This window comes from Microbacterium sp. (assembly GCF_049661145.1).
Classification (GTDB): domain Bacteria; phylum Actinomycetota; class Actinomycetes; order Actinomycetales; family Microbacteriaceae; genus Microbacterium.
The window spans coordinates 1-1,815 of record NZ_JBASZT010000080.1; the positions used below are offsets into that span (position 1 = coordinate 1).

General features: G+C 73.6%; 2 protein-coding genes. Both read left to right on the top strand.

Annotated elements, in window-relative coordinates:
• Positions 1-68 precede the first annotated feature (68 nt).
• Complete coding sequence (gene alr, locus WBP48_RS03715) at positions 69-1,193, top strand: alanine racemase (protein WP_424436284.1); 1,125 nt, start codon at positions 69-71, stop codon at positions 1,191-1,193.
• Positions 1,194-1,281: 88 nt separating this feature from the next.
• Entirely contained in the window at positions 1,282-1,782 is a 501-nt protein-coding gene (gene tsaE, locus WBP48_RS03720; protein WP_424436287.1) for a tRNA (adenosine(37)-N6)-threonylcarbamoyltransferase complex ATPase subunit type 1 TsaE, read from the top strand.
• Positions 1,783-1,815 lie beyond the last annotated feature (33 nt).

A 1,815-nucleotide genomic window follows, 5' to 3' on the forward strand; every position in this document is an offset into this window, starting at 1 on the left:
GGCGAAGCGGGGGTTGGCGCTGCCGCCGAGCCGACCGGCGAGCTCGCCGGCGACCCGGGGGTCGCACCATGAGCCGGCTGCCCGACGGGGTCCTCCGCGAAGCGACGATCGACGTCGGCGCGATCACCGCTAACGTGCGGCACCTGCGCCGGATGACGGAGTCCGAGGTCATCGCCGTCGTTAAGGCCGACGGGTACGGGCACGGCGCCGTGCGCAGCGCCGTTGCGGCGCTCGAAGGGGGCGCGAGCCGGATCGGCGTCGCCGACATCGGTGAGGCGCTGGCGCTTCGGCGCGGGGGCATCGGGGCTCCCCTCCTCGCGTGGCTGCACGCGCCGGGCGCGAACTTCCGCGAGGCTGCGGGCGCGGGAATCGAGCTTGGCATCTCGAGCTTCGAGCAGCTGCTGCAGGCGGCGGCCGCGGCATCCGTCGACCGTCCGGTCGGAGTGCACCTCAAACTCGAGACGGGGCTCGGGCGAAACGGCATCGCGCCCGAGGACTACCGTGTCGTCTTCGCCGAGGCCGCGCGGCTCGAGCGCATCGGCAAGCTGCGTGTCATCGGTCTGTTCAGCCACCTCTCCAACGCCTCGGCCGACGATGATCGGGCCGCGCTGCGCGTGTTCCACGATGCTGTCGCGGCCGCGGCATCCGTGGGGCTCGCCCCGCCCCTGCGGCACATCGCCGCGAGCCACGCCGCCATCGCGCTGCCCGAGGCGCGGCTCGGCTGCGTGCGCCTGGGCGTCTCGATCTACGGGCTCTCGCCGTTCGCCGATCGCGATTCGGGAGACCTGGGCCTCCGCCCCGCGATGACACTGCGCGCCCCCGTCGCGGCGGTGCGGCGCGTGCCGGGCGGGCACGGCGTGTCGTATGGCTACGACTATCGGGCAGGCCACGAGACGACCCTCGCGCTCATTCCGCTCGGCTACGCCGACGGCGTGCCGCGCACCGCGTCGGGCGCGGGCCCCGTGACGATCGGCGGTGCGCGGTTCCAGGTGGCCGGGCGCATCGCGATGGACCAGTTCGTCGTCGACGTCGGCGACCACCCCGTGCGGGTCGGCGATGAGGCGGTGCTCTTCGGGGATCCGACGCTCGGCGTGCCGTCGGCCGACGAGTGGGCGGATGCCGCATCCACGATCAACTACGAGATCGTCACGCGCATCGGGCCCCGCGTGCCGCGGCGGCAGGTCGCGTCGTGAGGCTGGCTGTCGTGAGGTCGGCGGCGTTGGGCCAGGGAATCCGAGCGATCCGCTGCGCGTTGACGCAGTCATGCGCAGGGGGGTCGAGGTGAGCGGACTCGAGTCGATCGACGGCGCGCACGAGATCAGTTCTCCCGAGGCCATGGAGCGGCTCGGCGAGGAGATCGGACGGATGCTGCGCCCCGGCGACCTCGTCGTGCTGACAGGTCCGCTCGGCGCGGGCAAGACGACTCTCACGCGCGGGATCGCGGCGGGGCTCGACGTGCGCGGGCCCATCCAGAGCCCGACCTTCGTCATCGCCCGGACGCATCCGTCGCTCAGCGGCGGAGCCCCGCTCGTGCACGTCGACGCGTACCGCCTCGGCTCGGCGGCCGAGCTCGACGACCTCGACATCGACTTCGCGAGTTCCGTCGTCGTCGCCGAGTGGGCGGCGCCGTTCGCCGGCGCCGTCGCCGACGGGTGGTGGGAGGTCGAGATCGACCGCGAGTGGAACGGACGCGGCGTCGACAGCGCGTGCGGCACGTACGGCCACGGCGAGGACCTCGACGCGCAGACGCCGAGGCTCGTGACGATCTCGCGGCGACCGTAGCTGCGGGTTCGCGGGGCGGCGGTGGTTGGGCCG

Bases quoted from the DNA above. Each gene is read 5' to 3' on its own strand.
- alr (WP_424436284.1), top strand. From the start codon at position 69: ATGAGCCGGCTGCCCGACGGGGTCCTCCGCGAAGCGACGATCGACGTC.